Genomic DNA, 617 nt, shown 5'->3' on the forward strand with positions numbered 1-617 from the left:
TAGGGATAATCTCTTGTATTTTTTCATGCTGACAAACGTATAAAATTGTGTTAATTATTTTAACATTTGTTGCACTAAATTTCTGAAACGGCGTTAGGGTTGCAGGTAACGGAAAAAGTATTGGCGAAGTGCGGGCTAAATTTGAACGACTGTTCAAGTTCAGACCAAACGGAGCCGATGCTTTTTCAGATTGTTAAAATTAAAGAAAAAAACAATATGAAAAGCAGCGGCGGATAAATATTTCTACTTTTTCTACTTTATATTTAACCCCGCATTTTGCCAATACTATGTTACCTGCAGTTATTTTAATTGAGAATAAAGTTCATTTAGAATTGGATGAATCTTTCTATTAATATGTAAATGACCGTTTTCAAATTGTTCTAATTTTTTAATGACTTTATAAATATTCGACTGAATTATTAATAAATTTTGGTTTTTTCGAGTTTTGTTTTCTGAAAAATCTTTTTTTAATCTGTCATAGCCTCTTAAAAAAATATGACAAGATTCATTTCTTTTATATTCAATAAAATCCAATTCATCCTGTAAGTCTCCCCAAACGTTGGACAGAATTATACCCTCATTTTGTATTGTAAAACTATAAAATATTTCATTCTGTT

General features: G+C 28.8%; 1 protein-coding gene. It reads right to left on the bottom strand.

From position 1 onward, the window contains the following. Nucleotides 1-300: 300 nt before the first annotated feature. Nucleotides 301-617, bottom strand: a 317-nt coding sequence (locus AC23MB_RS14345; protein ID WP_487787653.1) for a hypothetical protein, incomplete at its 5' end; no start/stop codon positions are given.

The organism is Soonwooa sp. T0.1_25, assembly GCF_057652215.1.